Source organism: Halomonas sabkhae (genome assembly GCF_030409265.1).
Classification (GTDB): Bacteria; Pseudomonadota; Gammaproteobacteria; order Pseudomonadales; family Halomonadaceae; genus Halomonas; species Halomonas halmophila.
In genome coordinates this window covers 140,946-161,474 of the sequence record NZ_JAUFPM010000015.1, presented here as the reverse complement: position 1 = coordinate 161,474, position 20,529 = coordinate 140,946, and the positions used below count along the sequence as shown (strand labels likewise).

Here is a 20,529-nt window from a genome sequence, read left to right as displayed (position 1 = left end):
TGTGAGTGCTGATCGTTGAGCGGTGAAGCGGTTGTCGCCTTGCAACCGGGTACACCGCCATGATTAAGATAGAAACAGTCTGGCACTTTTTTATTGAATGTTCAATCAATAAAAATAACCAGTCTGGCCGATAGCCCTGCCAGAGGCATCTGTCGACTCGTCGCGGATAGCACGAGTACAGAGGCCAACGTCCCGTCCCGGACGTTCGTTCAGACTGTCCACTTTGACAAGGGAGATAGCTCGATGAACAAGATGACCAAGGGTTTGCTGAGCACGACACTGGTGCTTGCCGCCGCACCCTCGATGGCGGCCGACGAGAGTTGCCAGCCGGTGCGTTTCGCCGAGGTCGGCTGGACCGACATCACGGCGACCACGGCCCTGACCACCCAGGTCCTGGAAGCCATGGGGTATGAGACGCGCATCGATACGGTGTCCGTACCGATCGCCTATTCCGGCATGAAAAACGGCGACTTCGATGTCTTTCTGGGCAACTGGATGCCCTCCATGGCCTCGATCAGCGACCCCTATGTCGAGCGTGGCGAGGTCGAACGCCTGGAGGCCAACCTGAAGGGGGCCAAGTACACCCTGGCGGTGCCGCAGTATGTGCATGACGCCGGCGTGACCTCGGTGGAGGACCTGGCGGAGCATGCCGAGCGCTTCGACAGCCAGTTGCATGGCATCGAAGCCGGCAATGATGGCAATGAGTTGATCCAGCAGATGATCGACGACGATGCCTTCGGGCTGGGCGACTGGCAACTGATCGATTCCAGCGAAGCCGGCATGCTGGCCGAGCTCAAGGCGCGGGTCCCCGACGAGAAGTGGATGGTCTTCCTTGGCTGGGAGCCGCACCCGATGAATTCCAATTTCGAGATGGCCTACCTCGAGGGTGCCGACGATTACTTCGGCCCCAATCTGGGGGGCGCCACCGTCTATACCAATACGCGGGCCGGCTACAGCGAGGCCTGCCCCAATGTCGGCAACCTGCTGGATAACCTGCGCTTCACGCTCGAGATGGAAAACCAGCTGATGGGCACCATCATGGATGAGGGCGCAGAGCCGGGTCAGGCGGCGCGTGACTATCTGCAGGCCAATGCCGGCGTGCTGGATGACTGGCTCGAGGGCGTGACCACGCGGGCCGGCGAGCCTGCCCTGCCGGCCGTCAAGCAGGCGCTGTCCATCGAGGAATGAGGCGCAACGCGGGCTTGCCAGGTGGCAGGCCCGCATGCATAATTCCCATCTCGCTGCGGCGGGAAGCAAAAAGGCTACGTAGCTCAGCTGGTTAGAGCACATCACTCATAATGATGGGGTCCCCTGTTCGAATCAGGGCGTAGCCACCAGAGATCCTCGAGAGTCGCCCGATCGGTGTTGCCGTTCGGGCGACTTTTTTGCCGCCCCGGGCGGGTGAAACTCGTGGTCACCACTTGACGTCGACGAGTCGATCCGTATACTACGCCCCGTGTTCGAGGTCGTTCCCCGATAGCTCAGTTGGTAGAGCAAATGACTGTTAATCATTGGGTCGCAGGTTCGAGTCCTGCTCGGGGAGCCAATCACCTGATCGCTTCAGGTACGAACCAGCGCCGATGATGGCGCATCAAGGGTCATTCCCCGATAGCTCAGTTGGTAGAGCAAATGACTGTTAATCATTGGGTCGCAGGTTCGAGTCCTGCTCGGGGAGCCACCTTTGCCTTGCCTTCCGCCCGTTCCGGGCAAACAGCATCATATTCCCCGATAGCTCAGTTGGTAGAGCAAATGACTGTTAATCATTGGGTCGCAGGTTCGAGTCCTGCTCGGGGAGCCATGCTGACGCTGCTGTGCGTCGTTGCCTCGATGCCATTCGTCTGAACCGACCAGCGTGCTGGTGGCTCATCGCGTCGAGTCGCGAACCTCTTTTTCGCCCCCGCAGTAAAACGCCGACCCTGGGGCCGGCGTGATGTCATGCATCATGGTGTGGTGCGGAAGATAGCCGCTCAGTCGTCGTGTTCGGCAAACTGGATGCCGCTTTCCAGCCGCGAGTAGTCGAGCAGAATCTGGGCCGACTCGGTGAGCGGGGCGCGCTCGAGTGGCTGGGTGTCATCCTCGTCATCCTGACTGCGGCTGTCGATCCAGTCGTCCAGCGGGTCCAGGCCCAGGGCGGCGCGCCTTTCGTTCTCCAGGGCGAGCTGTTCAGCCTCGCGCGCCTGGGTCTCCTGACGCCGCTGCTCCTGGTTCAGGCTGACGCTGGTATGCTGTTCGCGCAGGCGTTCGGCCAGCGTCGCGCGCTGTTCCAGGTAATGGAAATTGGGCTGATCCTCGGCACGCTGAGCGTGGCGCTGACGCAGGGTCTCCAGGAAGCGGCGCGGCTCGCCATACTGGCGGTATTGCACCTTGCGCACGCTATCCCAGGCCAGGGCGTTGTCCAGGCTGCTTTCGCCGATGGTTTCCGGGTCGACCAGGGAGGGGAACTCGATATCCGGCGCGACGCCCCGGTTCTGGGTGCTGTCACCCGAGATGCGGTAGAACTTGGCCCGGGTCAGCTTGACCTGGCCCTGGTTGAGCTCGTTGAGCGTCTGCACCGTGCCCTTGCCGAAGGTGTTGCTGCCGACCACCAGGCCGCGTCCGTAATCCTGGATGGCGCCGGCGAAGATTTCCGAGGCGGAGGCCGAGAGGCGGTTGACGAGCACCACCAGCGGGCCGTCATAGAGGCTGCCGCTGTCCGTATCGCCGTAGAGGTTGATGCGGCCCTGGGCGTCGCGCACCTGAACCGTGGGGCCGCGATCGATGAACAGGCCTAGCATGGAGTTGGCTTCCTGAAGGGCGCCACCGCCATTGTTGCGCAGGTCGAGCACGATGCCCTCGACGTTCTGGTCACGCAGCTTCTGGACCTCCTTGGCAACATCGCGGGTGGTGCTGCGATAGTCTTCCTCGCCGGCCTGCCAGGCGTCGAAATCCACATAGAAGGCCGGCACCTTGATCACGCCGACACGGTGCGTGCCGTCGTGACGCTCGACTTCCAGCACCTCGCTCTGGGCGGCCTGGTCCTCCAGCTTGACGGTATCCCGCGTGATCTCGATGACCTTGGAGCGGGTCATGTCCATGGCCTGGCCGGGGACGATTTCCAGCTTGACCACGGAACCCTTGGGCCCGCGTATCATGTCGACCACCTCGTCGAGTCGCATGCCGACCACGTTGACGACTTCCTCGTCCTCCTGGCCGACGCCGATGATGCGGTCGGCAGGCTTGAGCACGCCGGCTTTCTCCGCCGGACCGCCGGGTACCAGGCTGGATACCTTGACGTATTCGCCGTCCGCCTGGAGCAGAGCCCCGATACCCTCCAGCGACAGCTTCATCTGGATATCGAAGTCCTCGCTGTCGCGGGGTGACATATAGGCGGTGTGCGGGTCGATAGTGTCGGTCACGGCGGTCATGACCAGGCTGAAGACATCGTCGGCCTTGGTCTGGCGCACGCGGTTAAGCTGCGCTTCATAGCGCTCGCGGAGGGTTTCCTCGATGGTCTTCTGCCGGTCACTGGTGTCGTCCGCGGCGTCGTCGTCGCGCGTCTGCCGTTGTTCGGCGTCCTGGCGGTTGATGGCCAGTTGCAGGGCGGCATTCTTGAGGCGCTTGGTCCACAACTTGTCGAGTTCGGCCGCGCTGGTGGCCCAGGGCGACTCGGCCCGGTCGAGGGCCAGGCGCTGATCACCGTCGAAGCTGAAATCCAGGCCCTGATCGAGACGCGTCAGCAACCACTCGAGGCGCGCCTCGACGCGTTGCTGGTAGCGCTCGTGGAGGCCGAAGGCGGCGTCCAGCTCGCCTTCGAGCACGGCCTCATCCAGACCGGTGCGCAGTGACGTGAAATCCTCGATGTCGCTGCGCAGCAGATAGGCACGCTGGCCATCCAGAACGTCCAGGTAGCGCTGGAAGGCGCGGCGGGACCATTCATCATCGATCTCGATATCCGCATAGTGGCCGTTGAGCAGGGAGTCGGCGACTTCCTCGGCGGTCTGGCGTTGAGCATCGCTGGGCGAGAGGTCGGCCAGTGCCGGACCGGCGACCAGCAGCAGGACCAGGGCCGATACGCGCCCCAGGGTGGCAAGCAGGCTCATCAATGAAGCACTCCCTGAATCATGTACACTCTGTCTAACTGGATGGCGACCCAGCTCCCGGGTCAGTCGACCGAACGAGCATTGTAGCAGTTCCTGTGAGATGCCAAGACCCCCTGTAGAATGTCCCTTGAATTCACCGATTTTTTGCCAGTCGCCCGATGTTTCGTGAAGAGGATCCCATGACCCAGAATGCTCGACTGGAGCGTTTGCTCGATTTCCTGCGTCGCTCGCCGACGCCCTGGCACGCCACGGCCAACATGGCCGAGCGTCTGGAAGCCGCCGGCTTCCGCCGCCTCGATGAAACGGCCGCCTGGCAGCTCGAGCCGGGCGAACGTGTCTACATCACCCGCAACGACTCCTCGCTGATCGCCTTGCAGCTGCCGCACGGCCCCCTGGAGGCCCTGCGGATGATCGGCGCGCACACCGATAGCCCCGGGCTACGGCTCAAGCCGCAGGCGCCCCGGGTCGCGGCGGGCTGGTTGCAGCTGGGGGTCGAGGTCTATGGCGGCGCCTTGCTGGCTCCCTGGTACGATCGTGATCTGGGGCTTGCCGGGCGGGTTCACGTGCGGCATGCCGATGGCCGGCTGGAAGGGGTGAGGCTCAACGTCGAGCAACCCCTGGCCATCGTACCCAGCCTGGCGATTCATCTGGATCGAGACGCCAATAACGGCCGCTCCATCAATCCGCAGACCGAGATGCCGCCGGTGCTCCTGCAGGGGGGCGAGGATGCCGACCTGGACCGTCTGTTGCGCAGCTGGATTGCCGAACAGCACGGCCTGGAGGGGGTGGAAATCATCGATTTCGAGCTGGCCCTGTACGACGTCCAGCCACCGTCTCGCGTCGGCGTCAATGGCGAGCTGATCGCCAGTGCGCGACTCGACAACCTGCTGTCGTGTTTTATCGGGCTGGAAGCGCTGCTGGACAGCGACGCTCGACAGGGCGCCGTGCTGGTCGCCAATGATCACGAAGAGGTCGGCAGTGCCAGCGCCTGTGGTGCCCAGGGCCCCTTCCTCGGCGATGTGCTCAAGCGGGTCAATGCCGCCCTCGGCGAGCCCGGGGATGAAGGCTTCATTCGCCTGATCCAGTCTTCGCGGCTGATTTCCTGTGACAATGCCCATGCCCTGCACCCGAACTTCCGGGACAAGCATGACGCGGCCCACGGCCCGGCCATCAACGGCGGCCCGGTGATCAAGGTCAATGCCAACCAGCGTTATGCCACCAACAGTGACACCTCGGCCATGTTCCGCGACCTGTGCCGCCAGGCCGACGTGCCGGTGCAGACCTTCGTCACGCGTGCCGACATGGGCTGTGGCAGCACCATCGGGCCGATCACGGCCACCGAGCTCGGGGTGCCGACCCTGGACGTGGGCGTGCCGCAGTGGGCCATGCACTCGATCCGCGAGACGGCCGGCGTGCGGGATGTCGAGTACCTGACCCGGGTTCTGACCGCCTTCGTCGAGCGGGAGGAGCTGTAAGCGCGCGAGTGGCGAGATAGCGAGAAACGAGCTTCGAGAAACGAGTAACGAGCTGTTGGCAGCCAACTCGGGGTTGGTGGCTCATGTTCGGCACTTGCTGCTCGTAGCTCAAAACGAGCCGCGGGAAACGAGTAACGAGCTGTTGGCAGCTAGCTCGGGGTTTGTGGCTCATGTTCGGCACTTGTTGCTCGCAGCTCGCTGCTCGAAACTCGTGGCGAGAAACGCAAAAAGCCCGCCGGGCGAACCAGGCGGGCTTTTCGGTGTTCTGGTGGCTACGCCCTGATTCGAACAGGGGACCCCATCATTATGAGTGATGTGCTCTAACCAGCTGAGCTACGTAGCCGACAACGGAGGCGAATGATACGCATGATGCCGGGGCTCGTCAAGCGGCTCGCTAGACATTGAAGCGGAAGTGGATGACGTCACCGTCCGAGAGCACATATTCCTTGCCCTCGAGCCGCCACTTGCCGGCATCCTTGGCGCCCTGTTCGCCGCCCAGGCTGACATAGTCGTCGTAGGCGATCACCTCGGCGCGGATGAAGCCCTTCTGGAAGTCGGTGTGGATGGCGCCGGCGGCTTCCGGGGCCGTGGCCCCGATCTTGACCGTCCAGGCGCGGACTTCCTTGACGCCGGCGGTGAAGTAGGTCTGCAGCCCGAGCAGGGCATAGCCGGCACGGATCACGCGATCCAGGCCGGGTTCCGCCATGCCCATCTCGTCGAGGAACATGGCGCGTTCTTCGTCATCGAGTTCGGCGATCTCGGCCTCGATCTGGTTGCAGACCGGTACCACCACGGCCCCTTCTTCCTCGGCGATGGCCCTGACGGTATCCAGGTAGGGGTTGTCGTCGAAGCCGTCCTCGTTGACATTGGCGATGTACATCGTCGGCTTGAGCGTCAGCAGGCCGTAACTCTTGAGCTGATGCTTTTCGTCATCATCCAGGCCGAAGCTGCGCAGTGGCTGGCCTTCGGCCAGGTGCGGGTGAATGCGGTCGAGCAGGGCCTTGGTGGCCATGGCTTCCTTGTCGCCGCCCTTGACCACGCGTGCCAGGCGCTGGCTGGCGCGTTCGACGGTATCCAGGTCGGCCAGTGCCAGCTCGAGGTTGATGGTCTCGATATCGGCCTTCGGGTCCACCTCGTTGGCGACGTGGATGACATTGTCGTTCTCGAAGCAGCGCACCACATGGGCGATCGCTTGGGTCTCGCGGATATTGGCCAGGAACTGGTTGCCGAGGCCCTCACCCTTGGATGCCCCCGCGACCAGGCCGGCGATATCGACGAACTCCATGGTGGTGGGAATCACCTTGTGGGGCTTGACCATGCTCGCCAGCTTGTCCAGGCGCGGATCCGGCATCGGCACGATACCCACGTTGGGCTCGATGGTGCAGAACGGGAAGTTTTCAGCGTCGATGCCTGATTTGGTCAGGGCATTGAAAAGGGTCGATTTGCCGACATTGGGCAGGCCGACGATACCGCAGTTGAAACCCATGAGAGCATCCTGGAAAGGTGTTCGGAAATGTAATGGCCGGTATTCTACAGTGGCTACGAGCTACGAGCTACGAGCTACGAGCTACGAGCTACGAGCTACGAGCTACGAGCTGCTCGCGTCTCGTGGCTCGCCGCTCGTCCGCTATGCTGACTTGAAGCTGTGCAACCGCTGCATGGCGCGGTGCCATTCCCCGCTGATGGCGTCGGGCAGGGTGGCGCGGCATTCGCTGATGGCGTCGTCGATGGCGTGGCGTTCCTGCTTGCCGGGGCGGTTCAGCACGTACTGGGTCACCTGGCTGGCGTGGCCGGGGTGGCCGATGCCGATGCGGGCGCGTTGAAAGGTGTTGGCGTTGCCCAGGGCGCGGGCGATGTCGCGCAGGCCGTTGTGCCCGCCATGGCCGCCACCCTGCTTGTAGCGGGCACAGCCCGGGGCCAGGTCGAGCTCATCGTGCGCGACGAGGAGTTCCTCGGGCGACAGCTTGAAGAAGTTGGTTAGGGCCGCCACGGCGCCACCGGAGCGATTCATGTAGGTGGTCGGGACCAGCAGGTGGAGCTCCTGACCGTCGACCATGGCCTTGGCATAGAGCCCCAGGAACTTCTTGTCCGGGCGCAGGCTGGTGCCGGCCTCCCGGGCGACACTCTCGACCAGCCAGGCGCCGGCATTGTGGCGCGTGGCGGCGTACTGGTCACCGGGGTTGGCGAGTCCGATCAGGGCCTTGATGCGTGCCATGGCGTGTCTCCGGCGAGGTCCTCGAGGGCGAATGAAACGCATGCTTTGCGCGCTACCCGCGGGGCAGGCGGCGGGCAAAGCAGGCGTCGAGCGAGCGGGAAGGCAAACGAAAGGGGCCACCGAAGTGGCCCCAGGAAGTCGACAGGCGCTTACTCCTTGCTGTCTTCTTCCTCGTCGTCGCCCTTGGCACCGTCGTCGGCCTGGCCTTCCTCGGCAGAGGCGTCGGTGTCTTCGGCTTCTTCTTCCTCGGTCTGCATGACCTTGGCCTTGGTCACGTTGACGATGGCCTGGTCATGGTCTTCGCCGTGGGACAGCTCGACGACGGTCACGCCGGCCGGCACCTGGATGTCGGAGAGGTGCAGCGTCGAACCGATCTCGAGGTCGGCGATGTTGACTTCGAGGTAGTCGGGCAGGTCCTTCGGCAGGCAGCTGATCTCGACGTCGTTGGCCAGCTGGTGAAGCTCACCATCCTGCTCCTTGATGGCCTTGGAATCTTCCTGGCCAACAACGTGCAGCGGGACACGCATGGTGATCTCGTGGGTGGCATCGACGCGCATGAAGTCGGCGTGCGTGACCAGCGGCTTGTAGGGGTGGCGCTGGAGGTCACGGACCACGACCTGCTGCGGCTTGCCGTCGACTTCGAGGTTGATCAGTGAAGAGAAGAAGGCCTCTTCCTCGATCGACTTGTAGAAGACGGTCTTGTCGACGGCGATGGCCTGCGGTGCCTTGTCGCCACCATAGATGATGGCAGGCACTTGTTCGTTCGCACGACGCAGGCGGCGGCTCGCACCTTTCCCCAGGTCGTTGCGAACGCTGGCGGTGAGGGTATAGTCGGACATGATGTTGCCTCTTGCTGAAAGATAACAAGAGCGCCAGAGATCGCGACCAATCTCTGACGCTCTCAGGTGCCCCGGAGGGCGCTTTCCGGCGTCATGCTGGCTGAGGATCGCCTCAGTGGAACATGGCGCTGACGGATTCTTCGTTGCTGACGCGGCGGATCGCTTCGGCGATCAGGCCGGCGACGCTGAGCTGTCGAATCTTGCCGCTGCGGCGCGCGTGTTCGGACAGCGGGATGGTATCGGATACCACGACTTCGTCGAGTACCGAGCCACTGATGTTGTCGACCGCCGGTCCCGACAGGATCGGGTGGGTGGCGTAGGCCACCACGCGGCAGGCGCCGTGGTCCTTGAGCGCCTCGCCGGCCTTGCACAGGGTGCCGGCGGTATCGATCATGTCATCGACGACCACACAGGTGCGGTCCTGGATCTCGCCGATGATGTGCATGACCTGCGCCTGGTTGGCCTGGGGCCGGCGCTTGTCGATGATCGCCAGGTCGGCATTGAGCTGCTTGGCAATGGCGCGTGCGCGCACCACGCCGCCGACGTCCGGCGACACGACGACCAGGTCGTCGTAGTTCTGGCGCTCGATGTCATCGAGCAGGATCGGCGAGCCGTAGACGTTGTCCACCGGCACGTCGAAAAAGCCCTGTATCTGATCGGCATGCAGGTCCATGGTCATCACCCGGTCGACGCCGGCCTTGACCATCATGTCGGCCACGATCTTGGCCGAGATGGGCACGCGGGCGGAGCGCACGCGGCGGTCCTGGCGGGCATAGCCGAAGTAGGGAACAACGGCGGTGACCCTGGCGGCGGAGGCGCGGCGCAGGGCATCAACCATCAGGATCAATTCCATCAGGTTGTCATTGGTCGGTTCGCAGGTTGGCTGCAGGATGAAGACATCCTTGCCGCGCACGTTCTCGTTGATCTCGACCGCGACTTCGCCGTCGCTGAACTGTCCGACGGTGGCATGACCTAATCGGTTATCCAGGCTCTCGGCGACCTTTTGGGCGAGTTCGGGGTTGGCGTTCCCGGCGAAAACCATCAATTTTGACACGCGCAGCCACCTTTGCAGTGTTGGGTCTTCAGTATGTCGGATCTGGCCTTTCCCGGCGGAAAATGGCTGGGGTAGCAGGATTCGAACCTGCGCATGCTGATACCAAAAACCAGTGCCTTACCACTTGGCGATACCCCAGCAACTCGCCGCTCCGGATCGGGCTGGCGTCGCCTCGGCGAACGCTCATGGATCCAGGGCATCCTGCAAGGGGGAGCGGTTGAGGCCGCGGGCCACGAACGCCTGCCATGACGCGGGAAGCTCGCCGGCCAGTGACTCGGCGGCTTCCCGGCAGTCCAGTCGGGCAAACACGCAGGCGCCCGTGCCGGTCAGCATCGATGGCGCTTTCGAGCCAAGCCAGTCCAGCGCCCTGGCGACGTCCGGATAGAGTCGTCTGACCGTGGCTTCGCAGTCGTTTCGCCAGCTCGCCGCTCCCCCTTGGAGTGCGCGCGTAATGGTAATGGGGGGGGTGTTCCGTGTCAATTCCGGGGCCTTGAAGACTGCCGGGGTCGAGACGCCGACGCCGGGGTGAACGACCACGAACCAGGGGCAGTCGAGCTCGACAGGGGTCAGTCGCTCGCCGATGCCTTCGCCCCAGGCGGCATGCCCGTGCACGAAGACGGGAACATCGGCGCCCAGTTCGAGGCCGATCTCGGCCAGTTCCGGTGTCGTCAGGCCGAGTCGCCAGAGTCGGTTGAGGCCATGCAGGGTGGTGGCGGCATCACTGCTGCCGCCGCCGAGCCCGCCGCCCATGGGCAATGTCTTGTGCAGCCGGATTCGGGCGCCGCAGGACGTCCCCGTCCGCTGCTGCAGCCGTCGGGCGGCGCGCCGCACCAGGTTGTCGTTGCCGGCCACCTCGGGCAATTCGGTGTCGAGGACAATCTGGCCATCGTCGCGCCACGCGAAGTCGAGCGTGTCGCCCCGGTCCAGGAACTGGAACAGTGTCTGCAGCAGGTGGTAGCCGTCGTCCCGGCGGCCGATGATGTTCAGCATGCGGTTGAGCTTGGCCGGGGCCGGCAGGGTCAGCCGGGACGGGTCAGTCATCGTCAGCGAATTCCGGCTGCCAGCGTGTCACCACCAGGGTGACGTCCAGGTCGTCATAGGTCATTTTCATGCGTCGCGGCAGCCAGAGTTCGCCGACGCGTGTCCAGGCGCGGTAGTCGATGCGCCAGCCGTCCTGTTCGAGCAGGGTCGGGAAGCCCAGCGCATCCTTTTCCATCTCGTGCGGACGGTCGGCAGGCAGGCCGCGCATCCAGTCGGTCAGGGCGGATACCGGCAGCGACCAGCCCAGCTCCTGCTGCATCAGGGCCTGGGGGCTCTCGGCTTCGGCGCGACCCTCGCCGGTGGTCAGCGAGACCCGGCCTTCGCGGCCTTCCAGCACGCTGCGCCCGCTGCCGAAGGGGCCGCTGAGCAGGATGCGGAAATAGTAGGGCGTCTGTAGCCAGTCGAGATTGGCACTGGTGGAGTCCTGCGGGGTGCGCAGGCCGGCCTTGCCCTGCAGTTCCCAGCCCTGCAGTGCGTCCAGGCGTTGCTGTTGTGCCTCCCATTGTCCCTGGCTGCGTTCCACCTCGCCGGAGGTGGGCGCCTGGCTGGCACAGCCGGCGACAAGCAGCAGCCCCAGGCTCAAGACACCCAGGCGCAGAATGCGGTATGGCATGGTGGCTTCCTTTTTTCCGTCAGGCTCGTCGTGGAGCCTCGTCTTCAGTGACAGCATGGGCGTTCGTCCGGTGCGCGGGCCAGTGATCAGGGAGCCAGTTCGGGCAGCCGCTGCAGCAGCTCATCGATCCTGGGGTGCGAGGCGAAGCGTTGCCGGGCCTGCTCGAGCAGGTCGCGGGCGCGCTCGCGGCGGTCGAGCCGCCACAGCACTTCGATCAGGTGGGCCGCGACCTCCTGGTCCTTCATGCCCTGCCAGGCGCGTTCCAGCCAGGGCAGGGCCGCTTCGGGATCGCCCTGGCGATAGCGTACCCAGCCCATGCTGTCGAGGATGGCCGGGTCGTTCGGCGACAGCTGGTGTGCGCGCTCGATCAGCTGCCTGGCTTCGTCCAGGCGCTCCTCGATGTCGTGGTCGGCCAGGGTATAGCCCAGGGCGTTGAGCGCATTGGCGTTGTCCGGCTGCTGGTCGAGCAGCCGGCGCAGATCGCTTTCCATGATCTCCAGCTTGCCCTGGCGTGCCGCCCGCATGGCCCGCTGATAACGCAACTGAGTGCTGTCCGGATGGGCCTCGATCGCCTGGTCGAGGAGGGCTTCGGCCTGGGCGGTGCTGCCCTGGCTGGCCAGCAGTTCCACTTCCAGGGAGAAGAGGCCGGGCGCCTCCCGGGGGTGGCGCAGCCGCTCGACGCGCAGGAAGGTGCGGGCATCCTGAGCCCTGTCGTTGTCGAACAGCATGCGGGCGGCGCTGGCCCTGGCCGTCAGAAAGTCCTCGCCCTCGGGGACCTGCCGGTAATAAAGGAGGGCGTTATCGATCTCGCCTTGTCGTTCGGCAATGCTGCCGAGCATCAGGAAGACACTCGCAGGCGTCGTGTCACGGCCGGCGAGTGGCAGCAGCAGGCGTCGAGCGGGGGCCGTGTGTCCCTCTTCCAGGTACAGCTGGGCCAGAGCCTGACGCAGATCCGGGTTGTCGCCATGGTCCTCCAGCAGCGCATCGGTGCTGGCTTCGGCGGCCTGGATGTTGCCTTGACGAATTTCGGCCTGGGCCTGCAGCAGGACCAGACGGGGATCGCCCGGCAGGTAGGTGAGCCCGCGGCGTGCCATGGCCACGGCATGCTGTGGCTGGCCGGCCTCGAGGGCCACGGCGGCCCGGATGCGCCACAGGCCGGGCAGACGCGGTGCGGCCTCGGCCAGGCGTGTCAGGCGCTGGCGCGCCGCCTCGTTCAGGCCATTGGCGGATTCCATGAGGGCGGTGGCCAGCTCGACGTCGTGGCGCGTCGCGGGGCTGGCGGAATGATCCCGTAGACGCTCGAGCAGCGGTGCTGGTGGCGCGCCGGCCTCCACGGCCGATTCGATGAAGGGCACCAGGGAGCGGGCGCCTTCTTCGCCGGCTTGTGCCTGCTCGATGATCGCCAGTTGGTGAGCCAGCGCGGTGTCCCAGTCACCCTGTTGCACGGCGATGTCGGCCAGCAGCCGAGTGGGATCGGTGTCATCGGGGGCCAGGCGCTGCCAGCGTTGCGCGGCTTCCTCGACGAGGCTCGGGTCATCGCTGAAGCGTGCGGCCAGAGCGGCCCGCTCGGCCAGGCTGGCTGCGCCGTAGCGCTCGGCGCCGGCCAGATAGCCGCGACTGGCACGCCCGTAATCGCCGCGCTGACCGGCCAGCTCGGCGATCAGCAGCGAAGACAGTCCCGCGGCGTCCAGGCCCTGTTCGACAGGGGGCGCCTTGGCCATCGGGTCCTCGCGCGGCGGGTCCGGGGGCAGGGTCTGGCAGCTGGCCAGCAGCATGACCAGGCCGAACGGGGCACTGGAGCGGCAGCAGGCGCGAATCTTGAAAAGTCCTCGGGACATGCGAGTCTCGGTATACGGGTCGAGCCGTCAGCATAACGGCTTGTCTGCGCTGGGCAAAGGAGGAGGCGCAAGCTAGGCGCCGTCGGTCCCTGCGCTGTGATAGAATCTGGCGCCGTGGCGACACAATGGGGTAGGCTGCGGCGCCACTCCATCTCCGGATCGCTGCCGGCTCACTTTCCGCTAAGACTCCGACGCATGACGCTTGTTGCTCTGGGAATCAATCATCGAACCGCAACGCTGGATGTTCGCGAGCGGGTCGCCTTCACGCCGGCGCAGCTCGAGCAGGCGTTGAGCGAGCTGCGCGCGCTGCCTCAGGTGCATGAGGCCGCCGTGCTCTCGACCTGCAACCGTACCGAACTGTATTGCGTGACGAGCGAGGGCGGTGAACAGGCCCTGCATGAGTGGCTGGGGCGCTTTCATGACATGCCCGTCGAGTCACTGGCCCACTGCACCTATCACTTTCTCGAGGCCGATGCGGCGCGTCACCTGATGCGCGTGGCGGTCGGCCTGGATTCCATGGTGCTGGGCGAGCCGCAGATTCTGGGTCAGCTCAAGGAGGCCTATCAGGCGGCCCGCGATGCCCGGGGCCTGGGTGGTGAACTCGAGGGACTCTTTCAGCAGACCTTTGCCGTCGCCAAGCAGGTGCGTACCGAAACCGGCATCGGCCGCAACCCGGTGTCGGTGGCCTATGCGGCGGTGAGCCTGGCGAGCCGGATCTTCGACGATCTGGGCAAGTCGCGGGCCCTGCTGATCGGGGCCGGAGAAACCATCGAGCTGGTGGCACGCCATCTGCATGAGGCCGGCGTGCGCCGCCTGACGGTGGCCAACCGCACCCAGGAACGCGCGAGCCAGCTGGCCGCGCCCCTGGGAGGGCAGGCGATTTCCCTGGACGAGATACCCGATGCGCTGAGCAGTGCCGACATCGTCATCGCATCCACGGCCTCGGCACTGCCGGTGCTGGGCAAGGGCATGGTCGAGCGCGCCCTGAAGAAGCGCCGTCACCGGCCGGTGTTCATGGTCGATATTGCCGTGCCACGCGATATCGAGCCGGAGGTCGGCGAGCTGGGGGATGTCTTCCTGTACACGGTGGACGACCTCCAGGAGGTCATCTCGGAAAATCGCCGCCACCGCCAGCTCGAGGCCGATCAGGCCGAATCCCTGATCGAGGGCGGCGTCGACCGCTGGCAGCATGAGCGTCGCCTGCGCAGCGGCGGTGAGTTGATACGGGATGTGCGTGCCCACGGCGAGTCGCTGCGCGACGCAGCCCGTGATCAGGCACTGGCCCGCCTGGCCAGGGGCGAGGATCCGGAGGAGGTGGTACGCCGTCTGGCGCATCAGTTGACCAACCGGCTGCTTCACCGGCCCACCCTGGCGCTGCGCGATGCGGCCGCGGATGATCGCCGTGACCTGATGGATGCCGCCGCGACCCTGCTGCTGGACGAACCTTCTGACCCATCTCGATAGGACCTGTAGATGAAAGCTTCCCTGCGCCAGCGCCTCGATTCCTTTGCCGAGCGTTTCGAGGAGCTCGCCGCCCTGATGGCGGACCCGGACGTGATCGCCGACCAGGCCAGCTTCCGCGGTTACTCGCGTGAGTATGCCGAGCTGGAGGAGCTGGTGGCGACCTGGCATGACTACCGGGCCGCCGAGGGGGACATGGCGACCGCCGAGGCCATGGCCGACGACGCCGACGCCGAGATGCGCGAGCTGGCCGAGCTGGAACGCGCGGCCGCACAGGACAGACTCGAGACACTGGAGGCGCGCCTCAAGCAGTTGCTGGTGCCGCGTGACCCGGATGACGACAGCAATGTCTTCCTCGAGATCCGTGCCGGCACCGGCGGAGACGAGGCGGCGCTGTTCGCCGGCGACCTCTTCCGCATGTACTCGCGCTATGCCGAGCAGCAGGGCTGGAAGGTCGAGGTCATCAGTGTCAGCCATGGTGATCAGGGCGGCTACAAGGAAATGATTTCCCGCGTACGCGGCGAAGGGGTCTATGCGCGCCTGAAGTTCGAGTCCGGGGCGCACCGGGTGCAGCGTGTGCCGGCCACCGAATCACAGGGCCGTATCCATACCTCGGCCTGCACGGTGGCGGTCATGCCCGAGGCCGCCGAGGTCGGCGATGTCGAGCTCGACAGCAATGACCTCAGGGTCGACACCTTTCGCGCCAGCGGGGCCGGCGGTCAGCACGTCAATACCACGGACTCGGCGATCCGCATCACCCACCTGCCGAGCGGCCTGGTGGTCGAGTGCCAGGAAGAGCGCAGTCAGCACAAGAACCGCGCCAAGGCCATGTCGTTTCTCGCCGCGCGTCTCAAGCAGGCGGCACAGGACAGTCAGCGTCAGCAGCAGGCCGACGAGCGGCGTTCGCTGGTGGGCTCCGGCGATCGCAGCGAGCGCATCCGTACCTACAACTTCCCTCAGGGACGCCTGACCGATCATCGCATCAACCTGACGCTGTACAAGCTCAACGACGTGGTCAGCGGCGAGGGGCTCGACGAGGTCATCGAGCCGCTGATCAACGAATATCAGGCGGAGCAGCTGGCCGCCCTGCAACAGGAACCCTGATGCGCCTGGACAGCTTGCTGACAAGCGCCACGGCCCGCTTGTCGGACGCCGGTTCGCCGAGTGCCCGACGCGATGCCGAGGTGCTGCTGTGCCATGTGCTGGGGGTGGACCGCACCTGGCTCTATACCTGGGGGGATCGTCCGGCCGACACCTTCACCCGGGCGCGCTTCGATGCCCTGGTGGCCGCGCGGGCGGGCGGCCAGCCAGTGGCCTATCTGATCGGCGAGCGGGAATTCTGGGGGTTGCCGCTGTTGACGGCGCCGAGCACCCTGATTCCGCGGCCCGACACCGAAACCCTGGTGGCGGCGGCGCTGGCACGCATGCCGGCGCACGAGGGGTACCTGCTGGATCTGGGTACCGGCACCGGGGCCGTGGCCCTGGCAGTGGCCAGTGAGCGTCCCGGCTGGCGGGTGCTGGGCATCGACCTCAATCCCGATGCCGTGCGGCTGGCGCAGCGCAATGCCCGGCGGCTGTCGATCCCCAACGCCAGCTTCGTGGTCGGCGACTGGTTCGCGGCGCTGGAGGACGACGGCCTGGCGATGATCGTGGCCAACCCGCCGTATCTGGCCGCGGACGATCCCCACCTCGAACGCGGTGATGTGCGCTTCGAGCCGCGGGGGGCCCTGGTGGCCGGCGAGGCTGGCCTGGCCGACCTGCGTCACCTCGTCGAGGCCTCGTTCCGGCGGCTGCTGCCGGGCGGCTGGCTGCTGCTGGAACATGGCGCCGAGCAGGGCGCCGCGGTCCGCGAGGCCCTGCAGGCGTGTGGCTATGAGGCCGTCATGAGCGAGCCGGACCTGGCGGGGCACGAACGGGTCAGCCTGGGGCGTCGCCCCGCCTGAGCCGGGCGGACTGGAGCCCGCAGGGTCGCCTGTGTTACATCTATTGCCAGCAAATTCTACTTCTTGTCGCCGGTCTGGCATGACGGAAGACCATGAGCCCGGCTTTTCCCCCGGCGGGTTCAGGCAGATTTTCTGTCATCCGGCGCCAGACCCGTGCCCATCGCGTGTCAGGACGATAATGAAAACCAAGGCCCGCTCGCTGGATCGCATCGATCTCAATATCCTGCGTTGCCTGCAGGACAACGCCCGTATTTCCTATGTCGACCTGGCTTCTCAGGTCGGGCTCTCGACCACGCCCTGTCTGGAGCGCGTCAAGCGTCTGGAAAGGGCCGGCGTGATCCGCGGTTACAAGGCATTGCTCGACCCCGGTGCGCTCAAGGCCAATCTGCTGGTCTTCGTCGAGATCAGCCTGGAAACGCAATCGCCCGCGGTATTCGACGAATTCCGGCGCGCCGTTTCCAGCCTGCCACAGATCCAGGAGTGTCACCTGGTCTCGGGGCAGTTCGACTATATTCTCAAGTGCCGGATTCCCGAGATGTCGGCCTACCGCCAGTTGCTCGGCGACGTGGTGCTGACCCTGCCCGGGGTCAAGGAGTCCAAGAGCTATGTGGTGATGGAAGAGGTCAAGGAAGACGTGTCACTGCATGTCCCGGATATCGAGGAGTTCGACGACAAGTGAGCACCATGAATGACCAGGCCCTGTTGCGCTACAGCCGCCAGATCATGCTCGAGTCCATCGATATCGAGGGGCAGCAGCGCTTGCTGGATGGCCGCGCGCTGGTGGTCGGGGTCGGCGGGCTGGGGTCGCCGGTGGCCATGTATCTGGCCGCGGCCGGCATGGGCCATCTGACACTGGCCGATGATGACAGCGTGGAGCTGTCCAATCTGCAGCGACAGATTGCCCATGGCATGGACGACATCGGTCGCTCCAAGGCCGAGTCGGGGCGCGCCGCCGGCCTGGCGCTCAACCCGGAGATCGAGATCGTGGCGCATGCCGGGCGCCTCGATGGCGAGGCGTTGCAGGCCGCGGTGGCCGGTGTCGATGTGGTGCTGGACTGCACGGACCGCTTTGCCAGTCGCTACGCGGTCAATGCAGCCTGCCGGGCGGCGGGGGTCCCGTTGGTCTCCGGCGCCGCCATTCGGTTTTCCGGGCAACTGGCGGTATTCGATCCACGGGATCCGGCGTCGCCGTGCTATGGTTGCCTGTACCCACCGGGCAGTGACAGCGAAACGGATGACGAGCTGCGCTGCGCGGAGAACGGCGTGGTCGCCCCGCTGGTCGGGCTGATCGGCAGCTTCCAGGCACTCGAGGCGCTCAAGCTGGTGAGCGGTGCCGGCCGGGTGCACCAGGGGCTTGCCACCTTCGATGGGCTGACCGGCCAGTGGCGGCACTTTGCGCTGCCACGCGATCCGGGCTGTGCGGTCTGTGGTGATGGCGCCTAGCGGGACCGGTGGCGGCACGACATGCCGCTCGAGCGCTGGCAACGCATGACGGAGGCGATAGGCATGCAGAGTTCTGCTTCACAAGGGCGTCCTGCCTCCTGGTATCGGGATTCGATCAGTGTCGAGCTGGCGCCCCATGACGCCCTGCAGGGCGCGCAGCATGCCGATGTGTGCGTGATCGGGGGCGGTGTCACCGGCTGCTCGGCGGCCCTGCACCTCGCCGAACGCGGCTATTCGGTGATCCTGCTGGAGGCCGAAGAGATCGGCCATGGGGCCTCCGGGCGCAGTGGCGGGCAGATTCTTCCCGGCCTGGGCACCGACATCGCCACCGTCGAAAAGGCGCTGGGCCGGGAAAGCGCGCAGCAGATCTGGGACATGAGCCGTGAGGCGGTGCGCCTGACGGCGGCGCTGGTCGAGCGACACGCGATACCCTGCGAGCTGTCCTGGGGCTACCTGCACGCCGCGGTCAAGCCGCGCCACGTCAAGGAACTCGAGGCGTTCCGGCGTACCCTGGCCGAGCAGTATGGCTATCCGGCACTGGAGTGGCTGGAGGGCCAGGCCCTGCGCGAGCATGTCGTGACCGATGCCTACCCGGCGGCCCTCTTTGATCATGAAGGCGGCCACCTGCATCCGCTCAATTATACCCTGGGGCTGGCACGCGCCGCGCAACGTGCCGGTGCCCGGCTCTGCTCGCACAGCGCCGTGCGCCGCATCCGGCGGGGCGAGCCGGCGTGCGTCGAGACCGATCAGGGGAGCGTCACGGCCGATGTGCTGGTGCTCGGCACCAATGCCTATCAGCTCGGCCTGGTCCCCGAGCTGTCCGGACGCATCATGCGGGCCGCCAACTACATGGTGGCGACCGCACCGTTGAGTGACGCCCAGGCGGCACAGGTGCTGCCCCGGGGCGACGCCCTGTCGGATGCCAACTTCGTGCTCGATTATTACCGGCTGTCGGCCGACCGGCGCCTCATCTATGGTGGCGAGGTCAGCTATGATGGGCGTGAGCCCCCCAATCTCGAGGCACGCATGGACGCCAAGATCGCCGGTCTCTTCCCGATACTGGAGGGCGTGCCCATCGAGTATCGCTGGGGCGGCGATGTGGCAATCACGCTCAATCGCGCCCCGGACTTCGGCCGGTTGGGCGACAATATCTTCTATGCCCAGGGTTACTCCGGCCATGGCATGGCGCTGGCCGGCCTGGCCGGCAAGCTGATGAGCGATGCCATCGCCGGCCACGCCCGGGGTTTCGATACCTTTGCCGCCATGCCGCATCGCCCCTTCCCGGGCGGCCCCTGGTTGCGCAAGCCGCTGCTGGTACTGGCCACGCATTTCTATAAACTTCGTGATCGTATGTGAGACGCCACTGACCCACCAGGAGGGTTCCTCCATGAGCAACAGGACTCCGGCGGCCATGGCCGATGCCGCGACGCTGGCGACGGCGGCAGATCAGGAGGCAGAGACCCGCAAGGCCTCGAGCATCGAGCTGCGCGGCCTGCACAAGCGCTTCGGAGCCGATGCGGTCGCCCTGGACGGGGTCGACCTGTCGATCCGGGCCGGGGAGTTCTTCACGCTGCTGGGGCCTTCCGGCTGCGGCAAGACGACCCTGCTGCGCATCCTGGCCGGCCTGGAGGAGCCCGATCAGGGAACCCTGGTCGTCGGCGACAAGGAACTGACCGAGGTGCCGCCGCATCGACGCAGCGTGAATACGGTCTTTCAGTCCTATGCGCTCTTTCCGCATCTCTCGGTGCGTGACAACCTGGCCTTCGGCCTCAAGATGCGCGGCCTGCCGGCCGGGGAACGTGACGCCAAGGTCGACGAGATTGCCGCCTTCATCAAGCTGGGGGATCTGGTCGAGCGGCGCGTCGATCAGCTGTCCGGCGGGCAGCGTCAGCGCATCGCCCTGGCCAGGGCGCTGGTCTGCGAGCCGGACGTGCTGCTGCTGGATGAGCCGCTCTCGGCCCTCGATGCCGGCCTGCGCGCCCAGCTGCAGGTCGAACTGCAGCGCCTGCAGAAGCGGCTGGGCATGACCTTCGTGTTCGTCACGCATGATCAGGACGAGGCGATGGTCATGTCGGACCGCATCGCGGTGCTCGACAGCGGCAACATTCAGCAGGTGGGGGCGCCGAGCGAGGTCTACGAACGGCCTGCCAATGCCTTCGTGGCTCGCTTCATGGGCCACGAGAACCTCTTTGCCATACATGCCCGGGAGGATGCCTGGGTGCAGACCGACATCGGCTGGCTGCAGCTCGTGCCCGGCGAGCAGGACAGCACCCCCGGGGACTGGCTGCTGGTCCGGCCTGAGACGCTCGAGATCAGCGATACGGTGCCCGAGGGCTATAATCACCTGGCGGGCGTCGTGCAGGAGCGGCTGTATCGTGGCAGCCGTATCGAATACGTGCTGGAGGTCAATGGCCATGCGCTGATGGTGGTGGCCAGCAACCTGGGGCAGCGGGTGCACCAGGCGGGGGATGCGGTGACCATCAGCGTGTGCCCCGAGGATCTGGTCACCGTCGCCGCGTGAGGAGAAT

Annotated in this window: 17 protein-coding genes and 6 tRNA genes; 13 read left to right on the top strand and 10 right to left on the bottom strand. The window is 65.6% G+C overall.

The window, feature by feature from the left end:
- The first annotated feature begins 303 nt into the window (after positions 1–303).
- From QWY79_RS09945 to QWY79_RS09925, 5 genes are all read left to right on the top strand, one after another.
- Complete coding sequence (locus QWY79_RS09945) at positions 304–1,188, top strand: choline ABC transporter substrate-binding protein (RefSeq protein WP_435389782.1); 885 nt, start codon at positions 304–306, stop codon at positions 1,186–1,188.
- Positions 1,189–1,260: 72 nt separating this feature from the next.
- Positions 1,261–1,337, top strand: a tRNA-Met gene (locus QWY79_RS09940).
- 133 nt (positions 1,338–1,470) lie between these two features.
- Positions 1,471–1,546, top strand: a tRNA-Asn gene (locus QWY79_RS09935).
- 56 nt (positions 1,547–1,602) lie between these two features.
- Positions 1,603–1,678: transfer RNA gene (locus QWY79_RS09930), tRNA-Asn, on the top strand.
- Positions 1,679–1,722: 44 nt separating this feature from the next.
- Positions 1,723–1,798: transfer RNA gene (locus QWY79_RS09925), tRNA-Asn, on the top strand.
- Positions 1,799–1,967: 169 nt separating this feature from the next.
- Here the strand turns inward: QWY79_RS09925 and QWY79_RS09920 are convergent.
- Positions 1,968–4,079, bottom strand: coding sequence for a carboxy terminal-processing peptidase (locus QWY79_RS09920; protein ID WP_290272305.1), 2,112 nt, complete (start codon positions 4,077–4,079; stop codon positions 1,968–1,970).
- Between the two features lie 179 nt (positions 4,080–4,258).
- On the opposite strand from QWY79_RS09920, the gene QWY79_RS09915 reads away from it, so the two are divergent.
- Positions 4,259–5,554, top strand: coding sequence for a M18 family aminopeptidase (locus QWY79_RS09915; protein WP_290272303.1), 1,296 nt, complete (start codon positions 4,259–4,261; stop codon positions 5,552–5,554).
- Between the two features lie 266 nt (positions 5,555–5,820).
- Here the strand turns inward: QWY79_RS09915 and QWY79_RS09910 are convergent.
- From QWY79_RS09910 to QWY79_RS09870, 9 genes are all read right to left on the bottom strand, one after another.
- Positions 5,821–5,897: transfer RNA gene (locus tag QWY79_RS09910), tRNA-Met, on the bottom strand.
- 51 nt (positions 5,898–5,948) lie between these two features.
- The gene (ychF, locus tag QWY79_RS09905) at positions 5,949–7,040 is read right to left on the bottom strand and encodes a redox-regulated ATPase YchF (protein ID WP_290272301.1); all 1,092 of its coding nucleotides are present in this window, start codon (positions 7,038–7,040) and stop codon (positions 5,949–5,951) included.
- Positions 7,041–7,181: 141 nt separating this feature from the next.
- A complete protein-coding gene (pth, locus tag QWY79_RS09900; protein ID WP_290272299.1) occupies positions 7,182–7,769 on the bottom strand; it encodes an aminoacyl-tRNA hydrolase in 588 nt (195 codons plus the stop codon).
- Between the two features lie 149 nt (positions 7,770–7,918).
- Positions 7,919–8,608: a 50S ribosomal protein L25/general stress protein Ctc gene (locus QWY79_RS09895; RefSeq protein ID WP_290272296.1), complete on the bottom strand. Its 690-nt coding sequence runs from the start codon at positions 8,606–8,608 to the stop codon at positions 7,919–7,921.
- A 112-nt stretch (positions 8,609–8,720) separates the two neighbouring features.
- A complete protein-coding gene (locus QWY79_RS09890; protein WP_170214838.1) occupies positions 8,721–9,662 on the bottom strand; it encodes a ribose-phosphate pyrophosphokinase in 942 nt (313 codons plus the stop codon).
- A 63-nt stretch (positions 9,663–9,725) separates the two neighbouring features.
- Positions 9,726–9,800, bottom strand: a tRNA-Gln gene (locus QWY79_RS09885).
- A gap of 45 nt (positions 9,801–9,845) precedes the next feature.
- Positions 9,846–10,703 carry a 4-(cytidine 5'-diphospho)-2-C-methyl-D-erythritol kinase gene (gene ispE, locus QWY79_RS09880; RefSeq protein WP_290272288.1) on the bottom strand — a complete coding sequence of 286 codons (858 nt, stop codon included), beginning with the start codon at positions 10,701–10,703 and terminating at the stop codon, positions 9,846–9,848.
- Entirely contained in the window at positions 10,696–11,316 is a 621-nt protein-coding gene (lolB, locus tag QWY79_RS09875; protein ID WP_290272286.1) for a lipoprotein insertase outer membrane protein LolB, read from the bottom strand. The genes ispE and lolB overlap by 8 nt, the downstream gene beginning before the upstream one ends.
- Before the next feature lie 86 nt (positions 11,317–11,402).
- Positions 11,403–13,154 carry a tetratricopeptide repeat protein gene (locus QWY79_RS09870; protein WP_290272284.1) on the bottom strand — a complete coding sequence of 584 codons (1,752 nt, stop codon included), beginning with the start codon at positions 13,152–13,154 and terminating at the stop codon, positions 11,403–11,405.
- A gap of 195 nt (positions 13,155–13,349) precedes the next feature.
- Between QWY79_RS09870 and hemA the strand changes: the two genes are divergently transcribed.
- The 7 genes from hemA to QWY79_RS09835 all read left to right on the top strand — a co-directional run bounded on the left by hemA (position 13,350) and on the right by QWY79_RS09835 (position 20,522).
- Complete coding sequence (gene hemA, locus QWY79_RS09865) at positions 13,350–14,618, top strand: glutamyl-tRNA reductase (RefSeq protein WP_290272282.1); 1,269 nt, start codon at positions 13,350–13,352, stop codon at positions 14,616–14,618.
- Positions 14,619–14,627: 9 nt separating this feature from the next.
- The gene (gene prfA, locus QWY79_RS09860; RefSeq protein ID WP_290272280.1) at positions 14,628–15,719 is read left to right on the top strand and encodes a peptide chain release factor 1; all 1,092 of its coding nucleotides are present in this window, start codon (positions 14,628–14,630) and stop codon (positions 15,717–15,719) included.
- Positions 15,719–16,558: a peptide chain release factor N(5)-glutamine methyltransferase gene (gene prmC, locus QWY79_RS09855; protein WP_290272277.1), complete on the top strand. Its 840-nt coding sequence runs from the start codon at positions 15,719–15,721 to the stop codon at positions 16,556–16,558. Before prfA ends, prmC begins: the two co-directional genes overlap by 1 nt.
- 178 nt (positions 16,559–16,736) lie before the next feature.
- The gene (locus QWY79_RS09850) at positions 16,737–17,237 is read left to right on the top strand and encodes an Lrp/AsnC ligand binding domain-containing protein (protein WP_290272275.1); all 501 of its coding nucleotides are present in this window, start codon (positions 16,737–16,739) and stop codon (positions 17,235–17,237) included.
- A gap of 5 nt (positions 17,238–17,242) precedes the next feature.
- Positions 17,243–18,001, top strand: a complete 759-nt coding sequence (locus QWY79_RS09845; RefSeq protein ID WP_290272554.1) for a HesA/MoeB/ThiF family protein — start codon at positions 17,243–17,245, stop codon at positions 17,999–18,001.
- Positions 18,002–18,064: 63 nt separating this feature from the next.
- On the top strand, positions 18,065–19,357 hold the full coding sequence (locus QWY79_RS09840; RefSeq protein WP_290272272.1) for an NAD(P)/FAD-dependent oxidoreductase: 1,293 nt from the start codon (positions 18,065–18,067) through the stop codon (positions 19,355–19,357).
- A 31-nt stretch (positions 19,358–19,388) separates the two neighbouring features.
- Complete coding sequence (locus tag QWY79_RS09835; protein WP_290272270.1) at positions 19,389–20,522, top strand: ABC transporter ATP-binding protein; 1,134 nt, start codon at positions 19,389–19,391, stop codon at positions 20,520–20,522.
- Positions 20,523–20,529 lie beyond the last annotated feature (7 nt).